Origin of the sequence: Photorhabdus hindustanensis, assembly GCF_002968995.1 — a bacterium.
In the GTDB taxonomy this organism is placed as follows: domain Bacteria; phylum Pseudomonadota; class Gammaproteobacteria; order Enterobacterales; family Enterobacteriaceae; genus Photorhabdus; species Photorhabdus akhurstii.
In genome coordinates this window covers 1-25,564 of the sequence record NZ_PUWT01000059.1, presented here as the reverse complement: position 1 = coordinate 25,564, position 25,564 = coordinate 1, and the positions used below count along the sequence as shown (strand labels likewise).

Genomic DNA, 25,564 nt, shown 5'->3' with positions numbered 1-25,564 from the left:
TGAAAAAAAGAAATTATTTCAGCTTGGCAAAGCAGCGAGCGGCCGCATCAACAGTACGCTGAATATCTTCATCAGTGTGAGCGATAGACATAAAACCCGCTTCAAATGCGGAAGGCGCTAAATAAACCCCTTCATCAAGCATCAGGTGGAAGAAATGTTTAAAGCGCTCAATATCGCAATTCATCACATCCTGATAGCAAGTGACGGTTTCTGCATCAGTAAAGAAAATACCGAACATCCCGCCAACATGGTTGATTACCAAAGGAATGCCAGCCTCTTTTGCTGCTTTCGTCAGGCCAGCAGCCAGATTATCTGTTAGTTCAGTCAAACGTTGATGAACGCCGGGTTGAGACACTTCTTTCAGACAAGCAAGGCCGGCAGCCATCGCAATCGGGTTGCCGGATAGGGTTCCTGCCTGATAAACAGGGCCAATTGGCGCTAATTTCTCCATCACTTCATAACGCCCGCCGAAAGCGCCAACGGGCATACCGCCGCCAATGATTTTGCCAAGGCAAGTTATATCGGGTTCGACACCGTAATAAGATTGTGCGCCGGATAGGGCGACGCGAAAACCGGTCATCACTTCATCGATAATCAACAAAGCGCCGAACTCATCACACAACGTGCGTAGACCGGGCAGGAATTCTGGTTGTGGCGGTACGCAGTTCATATTGCCCGCAACCGGTTCGACGATAATACAGGCGATCTCTTGCGGATATTTTTCAAATGCTTCTCGCACGGAGTCCAAATCGTTATAGGTACAGGTCAGTGTATGTTTGACAAAATCAACCGGAACCCCAGGCGAGTTTGGTTGGCCGATGGTCAACGCGCCAGAACCGGCTTTCACCAGCAAGCAATCAGCGTGGCCGTGATAGCAACCTTCGAATTTGATGATCTTATCGCGGTTGGTATAACCACGAGCCAGACGGATAGCACTCATGGTCGCCTCGGTGCCTGAGTTAACCATGCGCACCATATCCATCGATGGCACCAGTTCAGTCACCAATTGCGCCATTTCCACTTCGGCGGCGGTGGGGGCGCCAAAACTCAACCCTTGCTCTGCGGCTTTGATAACGGCATTGCGGATAGCGCTGTGGTTATGTCCCAGCACCATTGGCCCCCAGGAACCGACATAATCGATATAGGCTTTACCATCAACATCATAGAGATAAGCGCCATCAGCATGTTTGATAAACAGCGGAGTACCGCCAACGCCATTAAATGCACGTACCGGAGAGTTGACGCCGCCGGGAATAAGTTGCTTTGCCTGAGAATAGAGGATGTCGGATTGGCTCATGAAAGGCTCCTGAATCTAGTTTTAAGTGGATTTGCCGTTTGCCCCACGGATTATAATGCTCTTAGAACGATAATTCCGGGTTTATTCTTTACGTAATCAAGAAATGGTGAATCGACAACTTTTTTATTCGCAGCAAGTGAGGATGCATTCCTCAGCATTGGGCCATGATCCGTCATAATAAAAATCCCTGTATGTGTGACATCCAGCCCGGCAAGATGGGTATATATTCCAATATAATCGCCCGTTTTTAAGTTCTTAATAACGGCATCATTGACCTTATCGCCTGGAATATATTTGATCTCTCTTTTGGTGACACCCAGTCCGGGGATATATTCGCTACCATCAGCCTTTTTATTTAGGCTTTTTGTGATTGTTATGTAAGAAGGACTTATTTCATCCGTTACATCTTTGGCATTTAATTTTTCTCTGGTTGACCAATCTGTAAAGAAGTGTTTTCTTTGCAAAAAGCTAATCTTTCCGTCGATATATCTTGTCTGGATGAGATTTTTTACAAAATCATTTTGGTCGTTGGATTTCCTTAGCGATTCTACATAGTCAAGAAAAGTAAAACAGTCTAACCCGCTAAAATCTATCACTAATTTTTCGGGTTCAGTCGGGGAACCAATAAGTTTGTTTGCGGCATAAGGTGTGCCCAGGAATTGATAAGAGACGTTTTTTTATTATTTCACCTGGATTATCTTTATTTCCCGGTTTTACCTGGTTGTCTATAATTTCATTAATTTTTTTTCGCGGTATAGCTGTCAATATCGGCTTGTTTGCTATGAGTAGCACAGCTTGCCAGCGCGGCAACAAGCATCAGTGGTAACATTTTTCGCATAGGAACTCCATGTGATTACTTTGAAAAATATTCAATAAAGTAACTAATCATGATGATAAATCAATATTTTTCCTTCTTATTGCTAATTGATTGACTAAGGATTTAACTATAGTGACGGCTTAATGTCCTTTGGGGCTATCGTAACAGGCTGGCAATAGTAAGCTACAGGTGTGATAATTTTTTGGCGGTTGGTGTGTTGTCAAAATGACAAAACTTGAACGAACCAATCAGGTATTGGATAATCCGAGTTATTAATGATCGGCAAATTTTTGTTGTCTTCTAAATATCTTTGCCGGGTTCCAGTCTGGAGTAAAAATGATGAGCGATGATATCGCATTACCTTTGCAGTTTACGGATGCTGCCGCTAACAAAGTGAAAATCTTGGTTTCGGATGAAGAAAACCCAAACTTGCGTTTACGGGTTTATATCACCGGTGGAGGATGCAGTGGCTTCCAGTATGGTTTTACCTTTGATGATCAAATAAATGAAGGTGATATGACCATTGAGAAGCAGGGGGTGGAGTTGGTTGTTGATCCGATGAGCCTGCAATATTTGGTAGGTGGTTGTGTGGATTATACCGAAGGTCTGGAAGGTTCACGTTTTATCGTCACCAACCCTAATGCGAAGACAACCTGTGGTTGCGGCTCTTCTTTCAGTATTTGATTCTAGGGAATATCCCGCGATGACAGGTCTATGAATGTTATTGCGGGATATTCCTGTCATCTTTCAAATAATTTTGATTTATCAGGAACCATCATCGTTCAATTGCCGGCATAGCTGTTCGGCTGCCAGAATGATGCGCGGTCCTGCGCGATGAAACCAATCTTCATGTAATGTAATCACTTTGGCGCGTAATTGTGGATGCCAGAAATTTTTAATTAATCTGACCTGTTCTTGCCCGCCGCTGATAACAATTATCTCAGGTTTCCTGATGAGTACTTGCTCCCGACTGACTTGGGGCCAGGGGACGGGGCTGTCGGCAAAAATATTTCTGCCGCCACAAATTGAAAGCACTTCACTTTGCAGTGTTTGTCCTGAAGCGGTAAACAGAGGATAAGTGCCGAATTGTAAAAAGACCGGTTTGGGGGTTGTAGTAGCGGCATATTTTTGTTGCAAATTGGCAAATCGTTGACGAAGTTCAGTCGCGGATTTTTTTGCTTTTTCTGGGTGAGGACTATATTCAGCGAGCCGTTCTAAATCCTGCGCTATCTGTTCGGTGGTGGAGGGATCGGAATAAAAGATTTTAATGCGAAAAGCAGCAAGTTGTTCCAGTGGACGTTGGGGATTACCTCCGCGCCATGCCAGAATCAGATCAGGTTTAAGAGTAATAATGCGTTCCAGATTGACGCCTTGCCAGTTAGCTACTTGCTCAAGTTTACGGGCTTGAGGGGGATAATCAGAGTAGGCGCTGGCGGCAATTAAATTGTCACCTAACCCGGCGGCGTAGGCTAATTCAGTGGTTGACGGAGATAAACTGATTACTCGTAAGGGAGTGGCATACAGAAAATGGCTGAAACTACCGAGAAACAGTAAAAGCAATAATCCAATTGAACCCGTGCTTTTTATCCATTTCATCGATGTGCGCTCTTTAAAACATGAAATATGTTGCCCGCAAACACGCCCGAAAATATTAATCAGGGCGTGTCAGTAATATATTATTTATCTTTACTCAGCGTTGTCAGCATTGCGTTGACCATCAATGTAGATTGACGGGCTGCCACGGCAAGAAATTCATCAAAGCTGATATGAGATTCTTTATCTGCCACGTCAGAAATAGCACGCACAACGACAAACGGAGTGTTGTATTGATGGCAGACATGCCCTATCGCTGCGGCTTCCATTTCTACCGCGGTCACTTGTGGGAACGTCGCCCGGATACGCGCCAGTGGTTCCGCGCCATTAATAAAGGCATCACCGCTGCAAATCAGTCCATGTACTGCGTTCAGATTCAGTGAACGAATACACTCTTCCGCCAGAGCAATGAGTTGGTCATCCGCCACAAAAGCCGGAGGACATTGCGCCATTTGACCGGGTTCATAACCAAACGCGGTGACATCAGCGTCATGATAGCGAACTTCGCTGGATACCACGATATCACCGACTTGTAGCTTCGGATCAAGGCCGCCGGCTGATCCAGTGTTAATAATCACATCAGGTTGACAATGTTCAAGCAGCAAAGTTGTACCAATTGCGGCAGAAACTTTACCAATACCGGATTTTAACAGTGCGATCTCCACGCCGTTGAGCTTACCGGTATAGATTTCGCAACCACCTCGTGACAGTGTTTGGCAATCTTCAATTTGATCGCGCAGTAAAGTCACTTCTTGCTCCATAGCACCTATCACGCCTACTTTCATGATGTCATACTCGCTGTTGATTAATTAATCATATAAAATCATCTCGTGTTTGAGTTTAACATTGAATTCGGAACAATCAGATAATCTGTGATGTAAAACAGTGCTATCTCACAAGTCGGGGGATAAATGTCCGGGATAGACTTTAGTCAGAAGCTTAACTATCAGCGTAAATACCGTCAGTATCATATTGATCCTAATGATGAAGAACAGGTTATTCGCCAGTTTGAAAGCGATCGTGGGCGGATTATGAATTCAGCGGCTATTCGCCGTTTACAGCAGAAAACACAGGTTTTTCCGCTGGAAAATAATGCCGCTGTCCGCAGTCGCTTGACGCATTCATTAGAAGTGCAACAGGTTGGACGCCATATTTCAAAAACGATTATTAATGAATTGAGAACGCGTAATTTGCTGGCCGATTACGGGCTGGACAAACGGCTATTATCATTTGAAAGTTTGATTGAAATGGCTTGTTTAATGCACGATATTGGTAATCCGCCATTTGGTCATTTTGGTGAAGCGGCAATTAAAGATTGGTTTGCCAGAAAACTCGACCTTAATTTTTCCCTGGAAAATATTAAGCGGGAAGATCAATGTGAAATACCCTCATTGCGTTTGTGTGGTGATGTGAAAAAAGATCGCTTTCGTCGCCAGTTGCGTAAAGATCTGTGTCAGTTTGAAGGGAATGCTCAAGCTATCCGAATGGTGCATAGCTTATTAAAACTCAATCTGACTTATGCCCAAGTTGGCTGTATTCTAAAATATACTTGTCCTGCTTTTCGTCTTGAAGAAACACCAAATCAATTTAATTACTTGATGAAAAAACCGGGTTTTTATTGGTCGGAAGCGCATTTTGTGCGCGAATTACGTCGTGAGCTTAAAATGGGTGAATTTTGTCGCTTCCCACTGACTTATATTATGGAAGCGGCAGATGATATCTCTTATTGCATTGCTGATTTGGATGATGCTGTTGAAAAAGCGATTTTCAGCGTCGATACCCTGATGGGATATTTGGAACAGGAGTGGCAAGAAAATGGCGGTCATCGGGCCGGGGATCTATTCGACGTAACGGTCAGAAAGGCGTACAAGGGAATTCACGGTAACGAATTACGTCGAAGTCAGCAGGACCAATTTTTTATGTATCTGCGGGTTTATATTACCGGCAAACTTGTGCCTTACACTGCTCGTCGTTTTATTGATCATCTGCCGGCTGTTTTTGAGGGTTCATTTAATCAAGCGCTACTTGAAGATAAGAGCGAGGAGCATCGGTTACTTAGAACATTGAAAAACATTGCTTGTAAGAGAGTGTTTAATCATCCAGAGATTGAAAAATTAGAGTTGCAGGGATACCGAATCATCAATGGGTTATTGGATTTTTATTATCCGTTATTGAAGATGTCTCGTCAGGATTTTGTGGAACTGAACCAGAGCAATTTTCACAAAGATTATTTTATGGAAACCCGGCTGTTACACAAACTTTCCACCAAACATCGTCTCGCTTATGGTGAAGCAGTAGAGAAAATTGTTGCCACTGATCAATCTGAAAAAGAGCTGATGGAGTTCTATTATCGCGCTCGTCTTATTCAGGATTACATCAGTGGCATGACAGATAATTATGCTTATGAAGAGTATCGCAAATTTATTGTGTGCAATTGATGTTCTCGCCGCTACTCAATATTTTTTTAGCGGCGGTAAGGACATTATCAATTTCATCTGCTAGTTCCAACAATTCGGGTTCTATATCTGTTAATTGAACGCCTTGTTGTAATTGTTGTTCAATTAATTGGCAGAGGGCTTTAAGTTGCGGCACGCCGCTATAACAGCAGCTACCGTGTAGTTTATGGAGCTGCTGCTGATAATCTTCCACCGTTTCCCCTGACAAAACTTTTTCTGTGATTGTTTTAATCGTTGGCAGTAAATCTACCAACATTTGCAACATATCTGTAGCTAACTGTTCTTTTCCAATTGCCTGTTGTAGAGCTAATGACCAGTTAATATGTTGTGATTTTGGCGTCTTAACGTAGCGATTTAACACCGATCTCAGGCGATCTTCATCAAGAGGTTTGGTCAGGAAATCCTCAAATGGCGATTGATCTGTATCGCTCTTTGGTCGGCAAGTATAGGCTGTAACCGCAATGATCGGCGTACTGCGGTGTTGCGGTAGCTGGTGGATGCGGTCGGAAGCACAGATGCCATCCATACCTGGCATATGAATATCCATCAGAATAACATCAAAATGGTGAGCGGTTACTGACTGCAAAGCTTCTTCTCCACTGCTACATAGCACGGTTTTTTCCACGATTTCTTCCAGTAATGAGCCTATTAGTTTGAGGTTAGCTGGATTATCGTCAACGGCCATGACGGTCATCGGTAAACGTGGGGGATGGATAAGCGTCTTTTGTGGTACAACCGAGCCGGTTAGAATGAAATCGTTTTTTCCTAGCCATAAATCAAAACGGAAAACAGAACCTTTTTTCGGCTCACTGGTAAAACTGATATTTCCGCCCATTTCTTGGATCAGTTTCCGTGTAATAACCAGACCGAGGCCGGTGCCGCCATAACGGCGGGAAATGCTGGCATTTGCTTGATGAAAAGCCTGAAATAGATGAGGTTGCTGTTCAGGGCTGATACCAATACCTGTATCGCTGACCGTAATCTCTAAATTGATTTTATGGTGCTTCTGTTGTAGCAGATTGATATTTATCTCCACAGAACCTTGGTCAGTGAATTTAATCGCGTTACCGATGATATTGGTGAATATTTGCTGGAGGCGTGTAGGGTCGCCTACGACCAGATTCGGTATTTGGGGATCAACATGGTGAGTTAGCTGAATATTCTTACTTTTGGCGCTGAGTGTCAGTAACACCATAACTTCATCAATCGTATCTTGTAGCAGGAATGGAATGTTTTCCAATACCAATTTATCCGCTTCAAGCCGTGAAAAATCCAGTATATCATTGATAATGTTCAGTAGATGATTAGCGGAACGCTCGATAATATACAGATATTCAGTTTGCTGTATTGTTAAAGGTGTTTTCAGTGCTTGGCGGGTGAAGCCAATGACGCCATTAAGTGGTGTGCGTAATTCATGAGACATGTTTGCCAGAAATTCCGTTTTTATTCTGGCTGCTTCTTGAGCGCGTTTTTTCGCTATTGCCAGCTCAACGTTCTGAATTTCGAATTGCTCCATTGTTGCCCGAAGATCTGACGTTGCCTGATAAATATCGTTTTGCATCTCTTCTTTATAGCTGGAAAGCGATTTGGCCATTGCGTTAATGCCATTTTTCAGTGTATCCAATTCACCAAAATATTTCCCATTGACACGGCTATTTAATTGTCCTTGGCGAATTCTATCGACAGTACTGACGATATCGCTGATTGGCTTCGTGATCTTACGAACCAAATGGTAGGCGAACAACGATGCCCAACCGAGGCAAATGAGTAATAGTAATATAAAAATAACGATTTCTTTATATTGCTGTAAGTGAGCTGACCGTAAATCGAGATCAATAGCGATATAACCAATCGGATGTAAAGATGGGGCGTCGGCATGCTGCTGATTCTGGGACAAATAGTGTTCTGAAATAATGGGTATGCGTAAAATAATACTATTTTTAACCTCCGTTTTTGTCAGGGTGGTTGGCAGCGGCATATCTGGCGAGATCTGTAGTTGAGCTGCATTGTATTTATAGTTTGATATATCAAATAGCTGATTATCATCATTAAAAATGGCAATCGCCCGAACTATCTCAGAATTTCTGCGATGAAGCCGGGTTATCAATGAGTTGACACGTTCACGGTTGTGCAGGTTTATACCAATTTCACTGGCGATGGAAAGGGGTTCAATAATACTGATCCCAGATCGAACAATTTGATTTTTCAGTTCACGATAGTGATAACAGAGGAATGAGATACTGAAAAACATGCCAACCAGTAAAATGGGAACCAGGATCAGGCTCATCATGCGGATGCGTAAGCTATATTTGGTCATAATCGTCCATTGTGGGAAAATAAGAACTTAATAATTCATAGTCCGTAAGAATCATGGTGCAATTTTATTCCCCCAACCGCCGAATAGTAAATCGACATATCATCACAGTTACTGCTGATAATCTGGATGCCCAAGGGCAGGGTGTAGCTCGCCATCAGGGTAAAACTATTTTTGTCGCCGGATTATTGCCCGGTGAACAAGCACAGGTACAACTAACGGAAGAGAAGCGTCAGTTTGCAAAAGCAAAGTTGGTTAAGCGTCTATCTGACAGTCCATATCGTGTAAATCCCCGTTGTCCGCATTTTGGAGTATGTGGCGGTTGTCAGCAACAACATGTTGCGCCTGATTTACAACGTGAGAGTAAAGCCAGCGTCCTCGAACATCTGATTAGACGGGAAACCGGTGTAACGGTTTCTGCCAAGCCGGTGATTCTCGGTCCCGAATATGGTTATCGGCGTCGGGCAAGGCTTGGTTTACATTATCAAGTAAAGCAGCGCCAACTGGTGATGGGATTTCGTCAAAATCAATCTAATGAATTAGTTGCTATAAAAGAGTGCCCTGTTTTGCGACCTGAATTGGAACAGTTATTGCAGCCATTATCTCAGTGTCTGAATAACTTGAAAGCGGTTAAACGGTTGGGACATGTGGAGTTGGTGCTAGCAGATAATGGTCCATTGATGATATTGCGCCATCTTGATCCCTTGAAACGGGAAGATAAAGAGAAACTATGCACATTTTCCGTGCAACATAACGTTGCTGTCTATCTGGCAGCGGATGAAACCTCACTTGAATCACTGAATCAACCGCCGGAACCTTGGTATCAGGTAGGTGGCTTGAAACTGGTTTTCAGTCCAAGAGATTTTATTCAGGTTAACGATCAGGTGAACCAACAAATGGTTGCTCAGGCGATGGAGTGGCTCGATTTACAACCGAATGACAGGGTGCTCGATCTGTTCTGTGGAATGGGGAATTTTACCTTACCTATTGGTCGCGTAGTGCAATCTGTGGTCGGAGTCGAAGGGGTTGCCACGCTGGTAGCTAATGGGCAATATAATGCCAGATTAAATAATTTGGATAACATATCTTTCTGCCATGAGAATTTGGAAGCTGACATACATCATCAACCCTGGGCGAAACTGGGGTTTAACAAGGTTTTATTAGATCCGGCGCGTGCGGGTGCGGCAGGAGTCATGTCACACATTGTTGCATTAGCCCCGGAAAAAGTGGTCTACGTCTCTTGTAATCCAACAACATTGGCGCGGGACAGTAAGATTCTGCTTGAGGCTGGCTATCAAATTATCAGTGTGCGGATGCTGGACATGTTTCCGCATACAGGCCATCTGGAGTCAATGGCGCTATTTAGTCGTTAAGATCATGGTTGGATAGAAGCTATGAAGTAATCGGGAGAGATTATGGTTGCGGTAAGAAGTGCTCATTTAACCCCTGCGGGAGAGTTTGCAGTAAACAGGTGGATCGCTAGTTTAAATGTAGCGAATCTTCAATTGGGTGAAAAATTAGCCGAAACCTGGCGTTATTGTCACGAAAAAGCGCAAAATCATCCTGATTCAGAACTTCTATTATGGCGTGGCGTAGAGATGGTTGAGATCCTCTCTACGCTAAGTATGGATAATGACAGCATGCGTGCTGCGCTACTATTCCCGTTGATGGAAGCTAAATTACTTGACGATCAAACCGTCACCGAGGCGTTTGGCAGTGTAATTACCAATCTGGTGAAAGGCGTTATGGAAATGGACGCCATTCGCCAGTTAAAAGCCACTCATCACGATTCAATCTGCTCTGTACAGGTTGATAATGTGCGCCGGATGCTACTGGCAATGGTGGAAGATTTTCGTTGTGTCATTATCAAATTGGCAGAGCGGATCGCCCATTTGCGGGAAGTTAAAGAGTCGACTGAAGATGAGCGCGTACTGGCTGCGAAAGAGTGTTCCAACATTTATGCGCCGCTCGCTAACCGACTAGGCATTGGTCAACTTAAATGGGAGCTTGAGGATTACTGCTTCCGTTATCTCCATCCTGATGAATATAAAAAAATTGCGAAATTACTGCATGAGCGCCGAATTGATCGTGAGCAGTATATTGATCACTTTGTCAATACATTACGCAAGCATATGCTCAAGGAGGGCGTTACTACTGAAATATACGGGCGTCCTAAACATATCTACAGCATTTGGCGCAAAATGCAGAAAAAATCACTGGCATTTGATGAGCTGTTTGATGTTCGGGCTGTGCGAATTGTGGTTGAACGTTTGCAGGATTGTTACGCGGCGCTGGGGATAGTACATACTCACTATCGTCATTTGCCGGATGAATTTGATGATTATGTTGCTAACCCGAAGCCAAATGGCTATCAATCTATTCATACCGTAGTGCTTGGGCCAAGTGGTAAGACATTGGAAATTCAGATCCGCACCCGTCAGATGCATGAAGATGCAGAATTGGGAATAGCCGCCCACTGGAAATATAAAGAGGGAGCGGTGGCGGGCAGTCGTGCCGGATATGAAGGACGTATTGCATGGCTGCGTAAACTGATCGCATGGCAAGAAGAGATGGCTGATTCTGGTGAGATGCTGGACGAGGTTCGCAGCCAGGTGTTTGATGATCGGGTATATGTATTTACACCAAAAGGCGATGTTATTGATCTCCCTACCGGTTCTACGCCGCTGGATTTTGCCTACCATATTCACAGCGATGTGGGGCATCGTTGTATTGGAGCGAAAATCAGTGGTCGCATTGTGCCATTCAGCTATCAATTACAAATGGGCGATCAGATTGAAATCATCACACAGAAACACCCGAACCCAAGTCGTGATTGGTTAAATCCAAACTTGGGATATGTCACCACCAGCCGCGGTCGGGCGAAAATCCATAACTGGTTCCGCAAACAGGATCGGGATAAAAACATTATCGCAGGTCGTCAGATGCTGGATAACGAACTGGAACACTTGGATATCAGCCTAAAAGAGGCGGAAAAGTTGCTCATTGCTCGTTATAACGTCCATACACTTGATGAAGTACTGGCGGGAATTGGCGTTGGTGATATCCGTATTAACCAATTAGTTAATTTTTTACAAAGCAAACTCAAGAAAACCACCGCAGAGGATGCAGATCGGGAAGCGCTTCGCAATTTAGAGAGTAAATCACATCCTCAGCGTAGTTCTACTAAAGATGACGGGCGGATTGTGGTAGAAGGTGTGGGTAACTTGATGCATCACATTGCCCGTTGTTGCCAGCCAATTCCCGGCGATGAGATTGTCGGCTTTATCACGCGTGGTCGGGGAATCTCTATCCATTGGGTTGATTGTGAACAGTTGGCGGAGTTGCAGGCGAATGCGCCGGAAAGGGTGGTGGATGCGGTTTGGGGAGAGAGCTATTCCAGTGGTTACTCACTGATTGTGCGTGTTGTTGCGAACGATCGCAGTGGATTATTGCGTGATATCACCACGATCTTGGCGAATGAGAAGGTGAACGTGCTTGGGGTGAGTAGCCGTAGTGATGTAAAACAGCAGATTGCTACCATCGATATGAATATTGAGATTTATAACCTGCAAGTACTGGGGCGGATCTTGGCGAAAATCAATCAGTTACCGGATGTTATTGAAGCCAAACGTCTTCATGGCAACTGACCGCGGGAAAATTTGGATAAAAAATGAAATCATTTGCGATAGAACGGTTACTGGAGATTATGGCGCAGTTGCGCCACCCTCAACAGGGATGTCCTTGGGATAAACAACAAACATTCAAAACCATCGCGCCTTATACATTAGAAGAGACTTATGAAGTCATTGATGCCATTGAGCGCGGTGATTTTTCTGATCTAAAAGAAGAATTGGGCGATCTGTTATTTCAGGTGGTGTTCTATGCTGAAATGGGCAAAGAGCAACAGTTGTTTGATTTTGATGATATCTGCCATGCAATTAGCGATAAACTGGAGCGCCGCCATCCACATATTTTCGGTCAGCAGCAGGATATCAGCGGTGATGTGGCTATCAGTGGTTGGGAAAAAAGTAAGGCGCAGGAAAGAGCGCAAAAAGATCTACATTCGGTCCTTGATGACATTCCGGCAAGCCTGCCGGCATTGATGAAAGCTTATAAAATACAGAAACGTTGTGCTGCGGTGGGTTTTGACTGGGATACTTTGGGGCCGGTGCTGGACAAAGTTTACGAAGAGATCGACGAAGTGATGGATGAAGCTCATCAGGCGGTTGTTGATCAACAGCATCTGGAAGAAGAGATTGGCGATCTGTTATTTGCTGTTGTGAATTTGTCGCGTCATCTGGGCTACAAGCCAGAAATTGCATTGCAAAAAGCATGCAATAAGTTTGAGAGCCGATTTAGAGAAGTAGAAAAACTGATCCTGAACCAAGGCCAAACCTTGGAAGCAGCGACATTGGAAGAAATGGAACAAATGTGGCAACAGGTTAAGAAGCAATAATCGTAAAGCTGAGATTTTCAGTTTCTTGCAGTAATGAGATTTTTCTTAAAGAAACTAACCTAATGAATTTAAATAATAATTAGGGGAGTTTCTTGGTTAAAGTATAGTGGAAAATACCTGATTGCGTTCAGATTATTTGTGGCGAATTTAAGGTTCGGGTATACTGCTTTCCCGTCCTGGTTATATCCATCATCTTTTAAACCTAAACTTTCAGGTTCAGCATGAAAACTAATTATATTTTTGTGACCGGCGGGGTCGTATCCTCTCTGGGTAAAGGCATTGCCGCAGCCTCTCTGGCGGCTATACTCGAAGCCCGTGGACTCAATGTGACTATTATGAAACTGGACCCGTACATCAATGTCGATCCAGGTACGATGAGTCCAATTCAACACGGGGAGGTCTTCGTTACCGAAGACGGTGCTGAAACTGATCTCGATTTAGGTCACTATGAGCGTTTTATCCGCACTAAAATGACTCGCCGCAATAACTTTACGACGGGGCGGGTTTACTCCGAAGTGCTGCGCAAAGAGCGCCGTGGCGACTATTTGGGGGCGACCGTTCAAGTTATTCCTCACATCACCAATGAAATCAAAGATCGCATCATCAGTGGTGGTGAAGGTCATGATGTGGTGCTGGTGGAAGTTGGCGGTACTGTTGGTGATATCGAATCGCTGCCATTCCTGGAAGCTATTCGCCAAATGGCGGTAGAAGTTGGCCGTGAACACACTTTATATCTGCATCTGACACTGGTGCCTTATCTGGCAGCGGCTGGCGAAGTCAAAACTAAACCTACTCAGCATTCGGTAAAAGAACTACTCTCTATCGGTATTCAACCGGATATTCTGATTTGTCGTTCAGATCGCGTCATTCCTGCTAACGAACGGGCAAAAATTGCTCTTTTCTGTAATGTGCCGGAGAAAGCGGTTATCTCCCTAAAAGACGTTGATTCCATTTATAAAATCCCAGGGCTATTGAAATCTCAAGGCTTAGATGATTATATTTGTAAACGATTCAGCCTTGATTGCCCGGAAGCAAATTTGTCCGAATGGGAGCAGGTCATTTACGAAGAAGCTAATCCTTCTGGTGAAGTCACTATTGGGATGGTGGGTAAATACGTTGAACTGCCTGATGCGTACAAATCCGTGATTGAGGCATTGAAGCACGGTGGATTGAAAAATCGTCTGACGGTTAACATCAAACTGCTTGATTCTCAGGATGTTGAAACTCGTGGTGTTGAATTATTGAAGGGACTGGATGCGATTCTGGTTCCTGGTGGTTTCGGTGGCCGTGGTGTGGAAGGCAAGATCATGACAGCCCGTTATGCGCGTGAGAACAAAATCCCTTATCTGGGGATCTGTCTCGGCATGCAGGTGGCATTGATTGAGTTTTCTCGCCATGTTGCGGGTTTGGAAAAAGCCAGCTCAACAGAATTTGAGCCAGATTGCCGGTTCCCGGTTATTGGCCTGATCACCGAATGGCGTGATGAAGACGGTAATTTAGAAGTGCGTAGCGAAGAGAGTGATCTTGGTGGAACGATGCGTGTGGGTGGTCAGCCATGTCACCTGACAAAAGATAGCTTGGTGCGTACCTTGTATGGGGCAGATACGATTGTTGAGCGTCATCGTCATCGTTATGAAGTGAATAATTTACTGTTGAAACGTATTGAAGACGCTGGTCTGCGGGTAGCGGGTCGTTCAGTAGACCATAAATTAGTAGAAATTATTGAGATCCCAGACCATCCTTGGTTCGTGGCTTGTCAGTTCCACCCAGAATTTACTTCCACCCCTCGTGATGGCCATCCGTTGTTTACTGGTTTTGTTAAAGCCGCCGGTAAATATCAGAAAGGCCAGCTCAAATAAGATGTGCAGTGAGTGACGGTATGAAGTATTCCGTCACTTACCTGAAATGTAACTTGTACTGAGGAAAACCTAATGTCCAAAATCGTTAAAGTGATCGGTCGTGAAATCATTGACTCCCGTGGCAACCCAACCGTAGAAGCAGAAGTGCATCTGGAAGGGGGTTTTGTGGGTTTAGCGGCTGCGCCCTCTGGTGCATCTACCGGTTCTCGCGAAGCGTTGGAACTGCGTGACGGTGACAAATCCCGTTTTATGGGTAAAGGTGTATTGAAAGCTGTTGATGCAGTGAATGGCCCGATTGCACAGGCAGTTATCGGTCAGGATGCTAAAGATCAGACTAACATCGACAGAATCATGATCAACTTGGATGGTACTGAAAATAAATCCAAATTCGGTGCTAACGCGATTCTGGCGGTTTCTCTGGCTAACGCTAAAGCGGCAGCGGCGGCGAAAGGTATGCCGTTGTACGAGCACATTGCTGAATTGAATGGCACTCCGGGTAAATTCTCTATGCCGTTGCCGATGATGAACATCATCAATGGTGGTGAGCACGCGGATAACAACGTTGATATCCAGGAATTTATGATTCAACCGATTGGAGCAAAAACGCTGAAAGAGGCGGTTCGTATCGGTTCTGAAGTTTTCCATAGCTTGGCTAAGGTTCTGAAAGCAAAAGGCATGAGCACTGCGGTTGGTGACGAAGGAGGCTATGCGCCTAACCTGGAATCTAATGCGGCTGCGCTAGCTGCTATTAAAGAAGCGGTAGAACAAGCTGGTTATGTTTTGGGTAAAGATATCACTTTGGCTATGGATTGCGCCGCTTCTGAATTCTACAACCCAGAAACAGGTAACTACGAACTGAAAGGTGAAGGTAAAACTTTCACTTCTCAAGAGTTTACTCATTACCTAGAAGATTTGACCAGAAAATACCCGATTGTTTCTATCGAAGATGGATTGAATGAATCTGACTGGGAAGGCTTTGCTTACCAGACAAAAGTCTTGGGCGAAAAAATCCAGTTGGTTGGCGACGACCTGTTTGTTACCAATACTAATATCCTGAAAGAAGGTATTGAGAAAGGTATTGCTAACTCCATTCTGATTAAATTCAACCAGATTGGTTCTCTGACAGAAACACTGGCAGCGATTAAAATGGCAAAAGACGCAGGTTACACGGCGGTCATTTCTCATCGTTCCGGTGAAACAGAAGATGCGACTATTGCTGATTTGGCAGTAGGTACCGCGGCAGGCCAAATCAAAACCGGTTCTATGAGCCGTTCTGATCGTGTTGCTAAATACAACCAGTTGATCCGTATTGAAGAAGCTTTGGGTAATCGCGCACCTTTCAATGGCTTAAAAGAAGTAAAAGGTCAGGCTTAATTGGTAATTAAGTATTAGCATTAAATAGGAGGGGTAAAACCCTCCTTAATGCCTTAACCAACATACGAGCCGTTGTTAACGTTGCCCCGAAAATAAAAAGGCTGCTCGCCGCAGTTGGGTAGACTCATCGATGGTAACGACGCTGCCATTGCCAGGCACGCCATTGCAGTGGGGCTGTGTTGGTCGCCAATAATACGTGAGAGTTTTAATGAGCGTTGGCTCTCCAGAATTGTGTCGCTGGGTTCAGGTATACCTGAATAAGGGGGAGATATGCAATGTGCTGATACGGATATTGGACCATAATTTTTTACCCTTTGTGAGCGAGTGAAGAAGCATGTCAAAGAATACAGATGCAAGAACTGATTTGTTTGGCAGTTTTGATGTGTTGAGTGTTTCTTATTCTTTTGCCGGTAGTGGAACAACTACTATATAAAAGTGAAGTATGGTTATTAATCGATTAGCCGCAGAAGGTCGGCTGCCGGATGGGTTGCTGCAACCGAATAGCGAGACGTTACAGGCAATTCATGATCTAGAGAACGGGATAGGCGTTCACCGTGCCAACACGCTTGATGAATTAAAAAGTGATTTAGGTTGGTAACAGTGCTGATTTTCGTTTATCAGAGCCGATTTAAAAAGGATGCCAAAAAGTACGTCAACAATAAAAAGCGCAAGAAATCATTATGAAAACCCTTGCGCTTTTGCAAACCAGCCAGCCATTACCACCGAAGTATAAAGTACACCGCCTGAACGGTAACTATATTGGTTATTTGGAATGTCATGGAGCGCTGGATTTACTTCTGATTTATCGACGTACGGACACTGAATTGATATTGTATCGAGTTGGTAGCCATGCTGATTTATTCGGATAGTAAGAGGATAAGTGATTGATTTTTTAAATGTGTTTGTTGAGCGGAGAGCTAACTGTGATTCGAAGAGAAAGAATTAAGTTGAGCTGTGTGTAATAGGTTGATGTTTGAGCATGACAAACCTGAAATAATTTTATTCTTCCAAATGAAAGGCTAAAACCACCAGCTTTAGCTGCGATACTGTATTGTGCCGGCGGTCTGACAGGAGGGATAAAGCCCTCTTTCATAAGGGTAATAACCCGATAACTTCTACAACGTCAATTTTTGAGTTTTCCTGAGGCAGTCGGTGTAGCTATGTTTTCACATGTGAAACTTTTCGCCGATGGATTAATAGCGAGAATCCCCTCCTTAATGTTGCTGAGAAGATTTACCTTGATATAACGGATTTTAGTTAGCTGTCTCAACAATAGTTCGGATATATCCATACTTGGCAATTAGAGCCTTGTATTGGTGTGACAGAATTACCCGATAAGCTGAGAGCTAGATGATGTCCGATGGTCGGGCTTAGAACCACGGTTGCAAGGTTAAAAAGAAAAAACATTTAAACAAGACGAAGATCTATTTTTTAATAAAAAAGACACGTTAATCTTTACCCAACTTCTTTTATGGGAATTATACCCTTGCCTGATATCAAACATACTTATTTTATAACAGGGGCCGTAAGAGAGAACGGTATTTAGCGTATGTGAAATTATTAAAGATCACCTTATTTTCCATGCGTTATATCAACCACTCTTTAAGAAAGTCCCTTGATCCAAAAATTAATGAATCTTTGTGGTCATCTTTTATATATACGATCCATCTTGGAAAAGGATATTGATGAAAATGAATCAGCGAGAAACTAACGTAAGCATACTGGCAGGGAATTCACGAGTTTATCTTAATGAGGATAGTAAAATAGTTATCGAAGCTCAGTTGAAAGCTTTTGAGGCTGCTCTGATATTCGCCAAGCGAAGCCAAGATGAATGCGGCCAATTACCGAGGATATCCGTGGCGTTCGATCATCATGGGATATTTCGCCTCCAGTTCCTGATAGAGAACCTGACTAATTCTCAAAAACGGAACCCCCGCCTGAGTCATCTCCACGCTTCGATCAGGAATATCTTCTTACCTGTAGCAGAAAAATATCAGATTCCTCTCAGTGAAATACGTGTTATTCACGAAGATTCAGCCAGGCAACACCTTGTCCACATCCTAGCCTCTGGGGAAATACCCGAAATTATCACTCGACGGATGGTGTCCAAAAACCTTGCTGACGGCAAACCGTCGACATCAGATACTTCTTACGAAGAGCCAACTCAGAAACTCACCTGTGCGGCAATTACGAAGGAATATTTTGAGAAAGCCGCAGGTGATCACAAAGGCTCAGACGCTATTCTGGAGGTATTCTTTGAGGACTGCGCTTGGTCGAGAGCTTTGGCATATGTGCGTGGGCTGCAACTCAGCCACATGCTCGGAGTTTCAACTGCCATTCGTCTTAATCTTGTTAATGAAGAGGGGGAGGTGAGTAAAGGCGATGTAGTTACTGCTTAGTAAATATAGTCAAGATAATAAAAAAATAATTTCATCTTTGTTTGTTAAGGGGGAACATTATGTACAACTTAACTCGGCCGATATATTTGGATAACAATGCTACAACGCCATTAGATCCCGATGTGCTTCAAACTATGATGCCCTATTTCACCTGCGCTTATGGGAATGCTGCCAGTAATAACCATGCATTTGGGTGGAAAGCGATGGAGGCTGTTGATAATGCAAGAAAAGTGATATCAACATTGATAAATGCGACGAGTCATTCCGATATTATATTCACGTCTGGCTCCACCGAGTCGAACAATCTTGCAATCGCGGGCCTTCAACATCGGGGCAAAAAGGGGCATGTCATCACATCGACAATTGAGCACAAGGCTGTTCTTGATTGTTGCAGTAGGCTCGAATCAATGGGAACGGAGGTGACTTATTTACCGCCGTAAAGCGACGGCATTGTATCCCCAGACTTAATATCTCGTGCAATAAGAGATGATACCTATCTCGTTTCGATTATGGCCGCTAACAATGAGATTGGTTCAATACAAAAAATTGAGGAGATAGGCGCGATCTGTAAGGAATGTGACATTCCTTTTCATACAGACGCCACGCAAGCGCTTGGCAAAATAAAATTTGATGTACAGCGTATGAATATAAGCCTTGCCTCATTTTCCGCGCACAAAATATATGGGCCAAAGGGGGTCGGGGCACTTTATATCGATTCACGCAATAAGAATATAGCACTCGCTCCTCTCATCGTCGGCGGGGGACATGAGCGAGGCTTACGCTCTGGAACCCTTAACGTTCCGGGGATAGTCGGCTTTGGGCGCGCCGTCGAGCTGTCTGTTAAAAACTTGCCTGATGAGTCGATGAGGTTACGTTATTTAAGGGATTTGCTTCGGTCGTATATTATCGAGAATGTGGCTGACGTTCGGATAAATGGTCATCTCATCGAATGCCTTCCCGGTCTGTTAAATGTCTCCTTCAACGGCTTGGATGCTGATTCGCTTTTGCTGGAGCTTTCCGAAGTCGCGTTGTCCTCTGGGTCTGCATGTACATCCGCTAACAGGGCGCCATCACATGTATTGAAAGCAATAGGACTCAACGATGCTCAGGCTCAAGCCAGTGTGCGCTTCGGACTGGGCAGATTTAATGACGAGGACGAGATACGGTATGTTTGTCTACGTCTACAAAAAGCGGTGAATAAATTGAGGTCGATGGCGCCAAAGCCATTCGGCGTCCTGTAATAATTAAGATGGAGTTTGACTCATGCGAACAATGTCGGCACTTTTTCTCCTGTTCGGAACCCTGTTCACTGCGGGGGGATATGGCGCCACCTTTCTTATTTCCGCGTATTTTCGGTCACAAGGGGGGAGTGACATTGATACTGGAACGACCCTTAGCGTGGCCTTGGTCGGCACCTTGATTGGCGTTCCTTTGGTTGGATGGTTTGCCGGGCGACTGGAAGCATCACGCCTTGCAGCCCTCGCGGCGCTGGCGATGTCTTGCGGATATTTTCTTTTAGGCGGTTTCAGCGGTGAACTGAGTTATATCCCGCGTATCGCAGCGTTCTTGATTGGACTCGGTTGGGGAATGTTCTATATCAGTGGGCCTATGGCATTGTCGGAACGTGTTACTGATGCTGACAGGGGGCACTGGTTTACTCGCTTCAGCGCGTTTCAAATGGCTGGGATTTGCGGCAGTCCCATCCTCCTTGCCGCAGCGGTTGAACAGGCAGGAGTGCCCATACAAACAACGTTTCTCTTTGTTGGCGTCATTGGCATCCTCGCCTCCCTACTTCTGGCGACCTTTGGGATCAAGGAGCCGCATGGTCAACGGGAGTTATCACTGAGACCTTGGGTGAGAAAAATAACCAAGATTGCTGCAAGTAGTGCGATCCGTCCCATTATCATGGTGGGGCTGGGAGGTGGCGTATTTTCTGGAATGATGTCGTTCCAGAGTTCGCTGGTTGAAGGGACTCAAGCAAATGCAAGTACATTCTTTGCTGTACATGCAGCGACTGTGGTTGTAGCGCGGCTTTTATTAGCCCGCCGTTTATCGACAATGCCCCGTACACCATTAGTCATCGCGCTGATGTTATTCTTGATTATGGGCATTCTGGCCCTGCTAGGCGTACCGGTTCACCCTATGTTCCAGGTTGTGGCGGCCATGTTAACGGGGATAGGCTATGGATTGGTGTATCCCGTTATTCAAACATGGGCAGTAAACGACTCTGCGCTTGAGAATCGTCATGCTGCTCTCACCTGGTTCGTTGTCGCCTACTTTGTGGGGATATTTGGATTTCCGGCAATCGGTGGATGGATATTAGTTGGCGCGGGCAAAACTTTATTTATCCTAACTCTAGCTGCAATAGCTTCTCTTGAACTTATGGTGGCAATATTGGGAGGACGGTGGTTTTGTCGCATTAAGGGCAGGTTAACGGCACAGAATGAAGCACGTTAACAGTCATTCAGCCAGTCGATAATTATCGACTGGCTTTGCTGTTGTGCAAGCAATTTTTCTATGGACATAAAGTATTAATTGGTGTTATTCCTCGTAATTGAAGCGCTTTTTTAGGATGTTCGCTAATGTATTTAATGCGCTTCCAACATTTCCAAAAATAACTAAACTTTTTAAACATTTTAGTATCCATAAAAGAACATTTTTTAACAATTAAAGTTCATTTATGACCTTTTAGCTGTTAGATGTAACATGTTCCTATTCGGAGAATATTTGGCTGTACTTAGCGGAGTTTAACGTCTTAGTACACCTATTTTTTATATTCCGCACCAGTGCGGACTCAGGGAAAAAGCTGTAACAATATAAAAATATTAATCTAAAGAGAGTATGAATATAGCACCTTGAATAACCAAACTGAAAGGAGAATAAGGAATGATTGTAAAAAACGACTGGCACCCGGCTGATATTATTGCAGGGCTTAAAAAGCGGGGAACGTCGTTATCTGCTATTTCAAGAGGGGCGGGGCTTGCATCATCCACTTTATCAAATGCTTTGCACCGTCCGTGGCCTAAAGGTGAGCAGCTCATTGCTACTGCTTTAGATTGTGAGCCTTTCGAAATATGGCCAAGCAGATATTCAAAATGAATTAAAATAAACTTCTCGAAAAAAATTTAATGAGAAGAGATTAAATACCTGAAGCTTTCATGGTGTTTTGTGGAAAGCTTCAGGTATGATCATAAGATTAAAATAGAGTTATTAACGTCACGTCTTGATGTTTGTCATAATTAATTTTTTTCGGCATCAATTATTTAATATTTTATTATGTGGGCATTCTTCTTTATATCTCTGTTGATTTCACGGATCACCAGATAGGCGTAGTATTACAAAAGTGGGTAAACCAAAATTTTTTGAACGGGGTGTAGGGTTCTGTTTGACAGAACCCTAATGACATAGTAACGACAGCGATGCTGTAATTGTTATGCTAAAGGTATATAGGGATTCGGGTTAATAAATCGGGTAGGAGCATAGTTATCGTGCCCCTTGTCCCTACAATATTCTTTTAACTGGCTTAATGATTTATCCCTATTTTCTGATAAATGATATGTAGCCTGCTTTGTACTGTTCTATATAATTATGTTTTTAATGAATAATTGCAATATGAAATATGCTGGATGGAAAGTGAGAGAAACAGATAAGATGAAATAATATTCTCGCTCCTCTAAAGTAAATAGGAAGAGGCCAAAATAGTTCTGGATTTCTGACGGAGTAAGGATCACCAAGTGCTGCTGATTGATATTCATTATTTTTATGGACGGGATTGGTTATGTTGAGGGCATCATTCATTCTATTTTTTTATTTCATTTAATGGACATAGATTAATATACAGATTATATTACACATTTTTAATGTTTATTCGGGCAAAAACTAGAGTGTCATTTAAACCTTCGTTTAATTAATACTTCAAAAAGCCTATTGGAAGACAGATGGCACAGAAAATTGATGTTCGAGGTGTAAAAGTATCCGTATTCTCCGATAAACAGGATGACTATATATCCTTATCTGACATTGCTAAGTACAAAGATGGGGATCGTAGCGATTACATCTTGCAAAACTGGATGCGTAATCGCAGTACTATTGAGTTTATTGGTCTTTGGGAGCAGTTGCATAATTCGGATTTTAATTCCATCGAATTCGATGGGTTTAAAAATGAAGCCGGGTCAAACAGTTTCTCTCTTACGCCGAAACGCTGGATCACAGCCACCAATGCAATCGGGATCATATCGAAATCTGGCAGATATGGCGGAACCTATGCGCATCAGGATATTGCTTTCGAGTTTGCTTCCTGGATCAGTGCAGAGTTTAAGTTGTATTTGTTAAAAGAATTCCAACGGCTCAAACATTATTCCCACCTTGGAGCTTAACCCGAAAGCGAAAAACTTTGTCTACGCCAATGAGGCCGATATGCTTAATCTGGCTTTGTTCAGTAAAACTGCCAGTGACTGGCGCAAAGAAAATCCGGATCTAAAAGGCAATATACGAGATTATGCTACGCTAGAGCAGCTTGTAGTGCTGTCCAATCTAGAAAGCTTCAATGCTGAACTTATTGAGCAAGGAGTACCAGCAAACGATAGATTTCAAAAGCTTAATAACGTCGCCGTCAACCAAATGAAGATTCTTATAGAAAACAAATCCATTGATAAGTTGAAGCAATTAAAGTAGCAACTGTAGTGTCTCTGAATTGTGTGAGGAGCTTGGGATCGGCAGGCAAGCATTATATAAATATGTTGGATCTGATGGAGAGTTTAGAGAGCATGGAAAGCAAGCATTAGAATCTTAGCAAAAACCGCCGTAAACCCTTACCCTGTACGGATGGGGATATTAGCGGTCTGGCTTTTGCGACATCCTCTTTACGGCGTGGAGCAGTCACTTCCAACTTTGACCCATATCGGGGGATGGGCAGAAATAGCCATATTGTGCATTATTACGCTAGAGGTATATAGGGATTCGGGTTAATAAATCGGGTAGGGGCATAGTTATCATATCCCTTACCCCTGCAATATTCCTTTAACTGGCTTAATGAGTTTATCCCTATTTTCTGATAAATGATATGTAGCCTGCTTTGTACTGTTCTATATGTGATACCTAATTTTCTCGCTATGTCTTTAGCGCTTAGAGATTGCAACGCAAAAAATACTATATCGAACTCTCTGTCGGTAAATAAATCAGTTGGTTTGCCAAAAGTTAATGACTCTGGATGAATGTTGTTTTCAAAATGATACATGGAATAAATTTCAAGTTTTTTGCCGTGCGACACAATCCCAATGCATTCTCCATCCTTCATGAGAGGTGTAACATTGACCAGAAATGGTTGGATTATTTTTTCTTTTCCGACATAAGTGAAGGTGTGTAGTACCGGAATGGTCTTTTGACTCATCATTACATTGTTATCATTAGCTTGTATAATACTTTCAAACTCAGACCACGGCGCTGGACACTCGCCATCAAGCCTCCCTTCTATATTAAAACCTTTAGGAAGACCGCTGTAATAAATCATAGTATCATTGGCATAGATGAATCTATGTTCCTTGTCTTTTATAACCCAAACATCATTGCTGTTTTCCATGTACGAAATGAAAGCATCAAAGTTTTCTGAATGAATATCCAGATCTTTGTTTACAGAGAAACTCATCGTGTTATCTTTCATAATTTCACCCATCATGATTGAACTGTAAAACCGTGATAACGTCCATGTGAGGTATCCCATAAAACTTTTTCGCGTTGTTAAGCGAGTTTTGGTCGGCGCATAGGATTCTGTTTAGACAGAACCCTAATGGTATAGTAACGACAGCAATACTGTGCATTGTTATGCCAGAGGTATAAAGGGATTAGGGTTAATAAATCGGGTAGGAGCATAGTTATTATATCCTTTACCCCTGCAATATTCTTTTAACTGGTTTAATGAATTTATCCCTATTTTCTGGTAAATGACATGTAGCCTGCTTTGTACTGTTCTATATGAAATACCTAATTTTTTAGCTATATCTTTAGCACTGAGTGATTGCAAAGCGAAAAATACTATATCGAACTCTCTATCTGTAAAAATCTCAGTTGGATTGCCAAATGATAATGATTCAGGATGCCTGTTGTTTTCAAAATGATACATGGAATAAATTTCAAGTTTTTTACCGTGCCCCACAACCCCAATACATTCTCCATCCTTCATTAGTGGTGTAACATTGACCAAAAATGGTTGGATTATTTTTTCTCTCCCGCCGTAAATGAAGGTGTTTAGTACCGGAATGGTCTTTTGACTCGTCATTACATTGCCATCACTAGCATGTACAATATCTTCAAGCTCAGACCACGGAGCTGGACACTCACTAACAAGTCTCCCTTCTATGCTAAAACCCTTAGGAAGACCGCTGTAATAAATCATAGTATCATTGGCATAGACGAATCGATGTTCCCTGTCTTTTATAGCCCAAAAATCGTTGCTGTTTTCCATATATGAAATGAAGGCGTCAAAGCTTTTTGAATGAACATCCAGATCTTTGTTTACAGAGAAACTCATAGTGTTATCTTTCATAATTTCACCTATCATGATTAAACTGTAAAAACTTCCATGTAAAATTATCACTTTTACGACACAATGGATAATTATATTTATGAGTTTCTGGGCACCTATTTGGTGCGGATGATTTTACAGAGGAGCAGTTTCCTGTAATCATCTTCAATATACTAATATTCTATATTGTGTAAAATTTTTATTATTAATTATGTTTTTAATGAATAATTGCAATGTGAAATATGCTGGATAGAATGTGAGAGAAACAAGGCTTAAGGTTCTGCCAAGCAGAACCCTAATAGAATGTGTAGTTCATTGTTATACTAGAGGTATATAGGGATTCGTGTTAATAAATCGAGTAGGAGCATAGTTATCATATCCCTTACCCCTGCAATATTCTTTTAACTGGCTTAATGAATTTATTCCTATTTTCTGATAAATGATATGTAGCCTGCTTTGTACCGTTCTATAGGTAATAT

Annotated in this window: 22 protein-coding genes and 3 pseudogenes; 16 read left to right on the top strand and 9 right to left on the bottom strand. The window is 43.1% G+C overall.

The features are described 5' to 3' along the window. Window positions 1–13: 13 nt before the first annotated feature. Together hemL and C6H66_RS19620 are read right to left on the bottom strand one after the other, a co-directional pair. Complete coding sequence (hemL, locus tag C6H66_RS19625; RefSeq protein ID WP_105396463.1) at window positions 14–1,297, bottom strand: glutamate-1-semialdehyde 2,1-aminomutase; 1,284 nt, start codon at window positions 1,295–1,297, stop codon at window positions 14–16. Window positions 1,298–1,347: 50 nt separating this feature from the next. Next, a pseudogene (locus tag C6H66_RS19620) lies at window positions 1,348–2,135 on the bottom strand (DUF1460 domain-containing protein). A 318-nt stretch (window positions 2,136–2,453) separates the two neighbouring features. Here C6H66_RS19620 and erpA point away from each other — a divergent pair. Further along, complete coding sequence (erpA, locus tag C6H66_RS19615) at window positions 2,454–2,798, top strand: iron-sulfur cluster insertion protein ErpA (protein ID WP_036781943.1); 345 nt, start codon at window positions 2,454–2,456, stop codon at window positions 2,796–2,798. 81 nt (window positions 2,799–2,879) lie between these two features. Here the strand turns inward: erpA and btuF are convergent, their stop codons facing one another. Both btuF and mtnN read right to left on the bottom strand, forming a co-directional pair. After that, the gene (btuF, locus tag C6H66_RS19610) at window positions 2,880–3,710 is read right to left on the bottom strand and encodes a vitamin B12 ABC transporter substrate-binding protein BtuF (RefSeq protein WP_105396462.1); all 831 of its coding nucleotides are present in this window, start codon (window positions 3,708–3,710) and stop codon (window positions 2,880–2,882) included. 80 nt (window positions 3,711–3,790) lie between these two features. Further along, a complete protein-coding gene (mtnN, locus tag C6H66_RS19605; RefSeq protein WP_046395634.1) occupies window positions 3,791–4,492 on the bottom strand; it encodes a 5'-methylthioadenosine/S-adenosylhomocysteine nucleosidase in 702 nt (233 codons plus the stop codon). 126 nt (window positions 4,493–4,618) lie between these two features. On the opposite strand from mtnN, the gene dgt reads away from it, so the two are divergent. After that, on the top strand, window positions 4,619–6,145 hold the full coding sequence (gene dgt, locus C6H66_RS19600) for a dGTPase (protein WP_105396461.1): 1,527 nt from the start codon (window positions 4,619–4,621) through the stop codon (window positions 6,143–6,145). On the opposite strand, the gene C6H66_RS19595 is transcribed toward dgt, so the two are convergent. Then, the gene (locus tag C6H66_RS19595; RefSeq protein WP_105396460.1) at window positions 6,129–8,480 is read right to left on the bottom strand and encodes an ATP-binding protein; all 2,352 of its coding nucleotides are present in this window, start codon (window positions 8,478–8,480) and stop codon (window positions 6,129–6,131) included. The genes dgt and C6H66_RS19595 overlap by 17 nt on opposite strands. Window positions 8,481–8,533: 53 nt before the next feature. On the opposite strand from C6H66_RS19595, the gene rlmD reads away from it, so the two are divergent. The 12 genes and pseudogenes from rlmD to C6H66_RS19540 all read left to right on the top strand — a co-directional run bounded on the left by rlmD (window position 8,534) and on the right by C6H66_RS19540 (window position 21,664). Further along, window positions 8,534–9,850, top strand: a complete 1,317-nt coding sequence (gene rlmD / locus C6H66_RS19590; protein ID WP_105396459.1) for a 23S rRNA (uracil(1939)-C(5))-methyltransferase RlmD — start codon at window positions 8,534–8,536, stop codon at window positions 9,848–9,850. 42 nt (window positions 9,851–9,892) lie between these two features. Next, entirely contained in the window at window positions 9,893–12,124 is a 2,232-nt protein-coding gene (gene relA, locus C6H66_RS19585; protein WP_105396458.1) for a GTP diphosphokinase, read from the top strand. Between the two features lie 23 nt (window positions 12,125–12,147). After that, entirely contained in the window at window positions 12,148–12,933 is a 786-nt protein-coding gene (gene mazG / locus C6H66_RS19580; protein ID WP_105396457.1) for a nucleoside triphosphate pyrophosphohydrolase, read from the top strand. 221 nt (window positions 12,934–13,154) lie between these two features. Beyond that, a complete protein-coding gene (gene pyrG / locus C6H66_RS19575) occupies window positions 13,155–14,792 on the top strand; it encodes a glutamine hydrolyzing CTP synthase (protein ID WP_046396912.1) in 1,638 nt (545 codons plus the stop codon). Between the two features lie 72 nt (window positions 14,793–14,864). Further along, window positions 14,865–16,166: a phosphopyruvate hydratase gene (gene eno, locus C6H66_RS19570; RefSeq protein WP_105396456.1), complete on the top strand. Its 1,302-nt coding sequence runs from the start codon at window positions 14,865–14,867 to the stop codon at window positions 16,164–16,166. A gap of 114 nt (window positions 16,167–16,280) precedes the next feature. Then, on the top strand, window positions 16,281–16,427 hold the full coding sequence (locus tag C6H66_RS26115) for a hypothetical protein (protein WP_160297028.1): 147 nt from the start codon (window positions 16,281–16,283) through the stop codon (window positions 16,425–16,427). A 181-nt stretch (window positions 16,428–16,608) separates the two neighbouring features. After that, window positions 16,609–16,764: a type II toxin-antitoxin system RelB/DinJ family antitoxin gene (locus C6H66_RS27000; protein WP_052739485.1), complete on the top strand. Its 156-nt coding sequence runs from the start codon at window positions 16,609–16,611 to the stop codon at window positions 16,762–16,764. A gap of 82 nt (window positions 16,765–16,846) precedes the next feature. Further along, window positions 16,847–17,035 (top strand): type II toxin-antitoxin system RelE/ParE family toxin, encoded by a 189-nt coding sequence (locus tag C6H66_RS19560; RefSeq protein ID WP_181150247.1) that lies wholly within the window; start codon window positions 16,847–16,849, stop codon window positions 17,033–17,035. 822 nt (window positions 17,036–17,857) lie between these two features. Beyond that, on the top strand, window positions 17,858–18,565 hold the full coding sequence (locus C6H66_RS19555; protein ID WP_036808530.1) for a hypothetical protein: 708 nt from the start codon (window positions 17,858–17,860) through the stop codon (window positions 18,563–18,565). Between the two features lie 59 nt (window positions 18,566–18,624). Further along, window positions 18,625–19,806: pseudogene (locus tag C6H66_RS19550) on the top strand (cysteine desulfurase family protein). 22 nt (window positions 19,807–19,828) lie between these two features. Further along, window positions 19,829–21,022: an MFS transporter gene (locus tag C6H66_RS19545; RefSeq protein WP_105396454.1), complete on the top strand. Its 1,194-nt coding sequence runs from the start codon at window positions 19,829–19,831 to the stop codon at window positions 21,020–21,022. A gap of 432 nt (window positions 21,023–21,454) precedes the next feature. After that, the gene (locus tag C6H66_RS19540; protein WP_036808528.1) at window positions 21,455–21,664 is read left to right on the top strand and encodes a helix-turn-helix domain-containing protein; all 210 of its coding nucleotides are present in this window, start codon (window positions 21,455–21,457) and stop codon (window positions 21,662–21,664) included. A 332-nt stretch (window positions 21,665–21,996) separates the two neighbouring features. Here C6H66_RS19540 and C6H66_RS26990 read toward each other — a convergent pair. Continuing rightward, a pseudogene (locus C6H66_RS26990) lies at window positions 21,997–22,148 on the bottom strand (helix-turn-helix transcriptional regulator); the annotation flags it as partial. Between the two features lie 355 nt (window positions 22,149–22,503). Here C6H66_RS26990 and C6H66_RS27735 point away from each other — a divergent pair. Both C6H66_RS27735 and C6H66_RS27730 read left to right on the top strand, forming a co-directional pair. Then, complete coding sequence (locus C6H66_RS27735) at window positions 22,504–22,941, top strand: KilA-N domain-containing protein (RefSeq protein ID WP_248000740.1); 438 nt, start codon at window positions 22,504–22,506, stop codon at window positions 22,939–22,941. Between the two features lie 40 nt (window positions 22,942–22,981). Beyond that, on the top strand, window positions 22,982–23,239 hold the full coding sequence (locus tag C6H66_RS27730; protein ID WP_235319389.1) for a hypothetical protein: 258 nt from the start codon (window positions 22,982–22,984) through the stop codon (window positions 23,237–23,239). Window positions 23,240–23,501: 262 nt separating this feature from the next. Here C6H66_RS27730 and C6H66_RS19520 read toward each other — a convergent pair whose 3' ends face one another. The 3 genes from C6H66_RS19520 to C6H66_RS26975 form a co-directional block, all read right to left on the bottom strand. Next, the gene (locus C6H66_RS19520; RefSeq protein ID WP_105396453.1) at window positions 23,502–24,224 is read right to left on the bottom strand and encodes a helix-turn-helix transcriptional regulator; all 723 of its coding nucleotides are present in this window, start codon (window positions 24,222–24,224) and stop codon (window positions 23,502–23,504) included. 159 nt (window positions 24,225–24,383) lie between these two features. Next, window positions 24,384–25,106 carry a helix-turn-helix transcriptional regulator gene (locus tag C6H66_RS19515; protein WP_105396452.1) on the bottom strand — a complete coding sequence of 241 codons (723 nt, stop codon included), beginning with the start codon at window positions 25,104–25,106 and terminating at the stop codon, window positions 24,384–24,386. Between the two features lie 297 nt (window positions 25,107–25,403). Then, the coding region (locus C6H66_RS26975) for a helix-turn-helix transcriptional regulator (protein WP_422615623.1) at window positions 25,404–25,564 on the bottom strand (161 nt) is incomplete at its 5' end.

Excerpts from the sequence above, each read along its gene's own strand:
- hemL (WP_105396463.1), bottom strand. The coding sequence starts at position 1,297 with ATGAGCCAATCCGACATCCTCTATTCTCAGGCAAAGCAACTTATTCCC.
- erpA (WP_036781943.1), top strand. The coding sequence starts at position 2,454 with ATGAGCGATGATATCGCATTACCTTTGCAGTTTACGGATGCTGCCGCT.
- btuF (WP_105396462.1), bottom strand. The coding sequence starts at position 3,710 with ATGAAATGGATAAAAAGCACGGGTTCAATTGGATTATTGCTTTTACTG.
- mtnN (WP_046395634.1), bottom strand. The coding sequence starts at position 4,492 with ATGAAAGTAGGCGTGATAGGTGCTATGGAGCAAGAAGTGACTTTACTG.
- dgt (WP_105396461.1), top strand. The coding sequence starts at position 4,619 with ATGTCCGGGATAGACTTTAGTCAGAAGCTTAACTATCAGCGTAAATAC.
- C6H66_RS19595 (WP_105396460.1), bottom strand. The coding sequence starts at position 8,480 with ATGACCAAATATAGCTTACGCATCCGCATGATGAGCCTGATCCTGGTT.
- rlmD (WP_105396459.1), top strand. The coding sequence starts at position 8,534 with ATGGTGCAATTTTATTCCCCCAACCGCCGAATAGTAAATCGACATATC.
- relA (WP_105396458.1), top strand. The coding sequence starts at position 9,893 with ATGGTTGCGGTAAGAAGTGCTCATTTAACCCCTGCGGGAGAGTTTGCA.
- mazG (WP_105396457.1), top strand. The coding sequence starts at position 12,148 with ATGAAATCATTTGCGATAGAACGGTTACTGGAGATTATGGCGCAGTTG.
- pyrG (WP_046396912.1), top strand. The coding sequence starts at position 13,155 with ATGAAAACTAATTATATTTTTGTGACCGGCGGGGTCGTATCCTCTCTG.
- eno (WP_105396456.1), top strand. The coding sequence starts at position 14,865 with ATGTCCAAAATCGTTAAAGTGATCGGTCGTGAAATCATTGACTCCCGT.
- C6H66_RS27000 (WP_052739485.1), top strand. The coding sequence starts at position 16,609 with ATGGTTATTAATCGATTAGCCGCAGAAGGTCGGCTGCCGGATGGGTTG.
- C6H66_RS19560 (WP_181150247.1), top strand. The coding sequence starts at position 16,847 with ATGAAAACCCTTGCGCTTTTGCAAACCAGCCAGCCATTACCACCGAAG.
- C6H66_RS19555 (WP_036808530.1), top strand. The coding sequence starts at position 17,858 with ATGAATCAGCGAGAAACTAACGTAAGCATACTGGCAGGGAATTCACGA.
- C6H66_RS19545 (WP_105396454.1), top strand. The coding sequence starts at position 19,829 with ATGCGAACAATGTCGGCACTTTTTCTCCTGTTCGGAACCCTGTTCACT.
- C6H66_RS27735 (WP_248000740.1), top strand. The coding sequence starts at position 22,504 with ATGGCACAGAAAATTGATGTTCGAGGTGTAAAAGTATCCGTATTCTCC.
- C6H66_RS27730 (WP_235319389.1), top strand. The coding sequence starts at position 22,982 with ATGCTTAATCTGGCTTTGTTCAGTAAAACTGCCAGTGACTGGCGCAAA.
- C6H66_RS19520 (WP_105396453.1), bottom strand. The coding sequence starts at position 24,224 with ATGAAAGATAACACGATGAGTTTCTCTGTAAACAAAGATCTGGATATT.
- C6H66_RS19515 (WP_105396452.1), bottom strand. The coding sequence starts at position 25,106 with ATGAAAGATAACACTATGAGTTTCTCTGTAAACAAAGATCTGGATGTT.